Annotated in this window: 1 protein-coding gene; it reads right to left on the bottom strand. The window is 64.0% G+C overall.

All coding sequences use genetic code 11. The features are described 5' to 3' along the window. Positions 1 to 233: 233 nt before the first annotated feature. The coding region (locus Asi03nite_RS37480) for a tyrosine-type recombinase/integrase (RefSeq protein ID WP_203685255.1) at positions 234 to 1,052 on the bottom strand (819 nt) is incomplete at its 5' end.

The following is a 1,052-nucleotide window of genomic DNA, read 5'->3' as shown; positions in this document are numbered from 1 at the left end:
ATATATTTCCCCTGGTGAGATGCTCGCGCGGCATCTCCTTGGGGAGATAAGTGCACACTCGTTCCCTCAATATTCCCTCACGCGCGCATTCGTATCTACTTCGGTGGATCCCTGCTGACGCGTGGCGGAAGTTGATGGTGGTACTCACGTCAACTCCCCGGAACCGCAAGATGGCGACCACCGGGGTGATCGCCATCTTGCGGTCGTTGCTGTTGAGTGTGCTCAGGTAAGCATCATTTGCCGCGGGTCTCGTCGGCCTCGCCGTTGCCTGCCTTCTCGGCTTCAGCCAGCTCGGCCTCGGTCAGCGTCTCGATCCGCTCGGAGACCCGCCGGGCCAGTTCGGTGCGGTCGATCTTGAACAGGTGTCCGTAGACTTTGCGGGTCACCGCAACGGAGGCGTGACCCATCTGCTGCTGAATCTGATAGTCGCTGGCCCCGGAGGAGATCAGGATCGATGCGGCGATGTGCCGAAGTTCGTGCGCGGTGTAGTCGACGCCACTGCGTTTGTGGGCCATCTCGAGCTTCTTGCGAAAGTGGCCGTAGGACATGTAGCCACCGGTTTCGCCGGGGATCAAGAGGGTCCACCGCTCTTCGAGTGGCATGTTCGGCGGACGCTTGACTCCGCGCGCCTGGCGGCGCTGTTCGCGTTCGGGCTCGAGTGTGAGGCCTCGCTGGCGGACGGCCCGAAGTCGCCTGATCACAGGAATGACCTGCTCGACGATGGCGAGTGAACGGGTTGCCGCGCGGCTCTTGCCCGGTTTGTCGCCATCGCGGACTCGGCGGATCTCTCGCCGGCCGCCCGACTCGGTGGCGGTGTCGTGCATCAGGATCGTCTCCTCCTCCAGCAGGACGGATTCGTCATCCAACGCGACGAACTCCTCCCAGCGCATGCCGGTGAAGGCCGCGAACCGAAGAATGTCACCGCGTCCCTCCCCGTTGGGCCCCGTCAGGTCGCTCGCCCAGCGCGGGAGCGGCCACACCTCGTCGAGGGCGGCTGCGAGGGTCTCCATGCGGCCGATCGACAGGTCAAGCCCCTGGAAGTGGTGTAACAG

Origin of the sequence: Actinoplanes siamensis, from assembly GCF_016862395.1 — a bacterium.
Lineage (GTDB): Bacteria > Actinomycetota > Actinomycetes > Mycobacteriales > Micromonosporaceae > Actinoplanes > Actinoplanes siamensis.
This window is presented reverse-complemented; position numbering and strand designations above follow the sequence as displayed.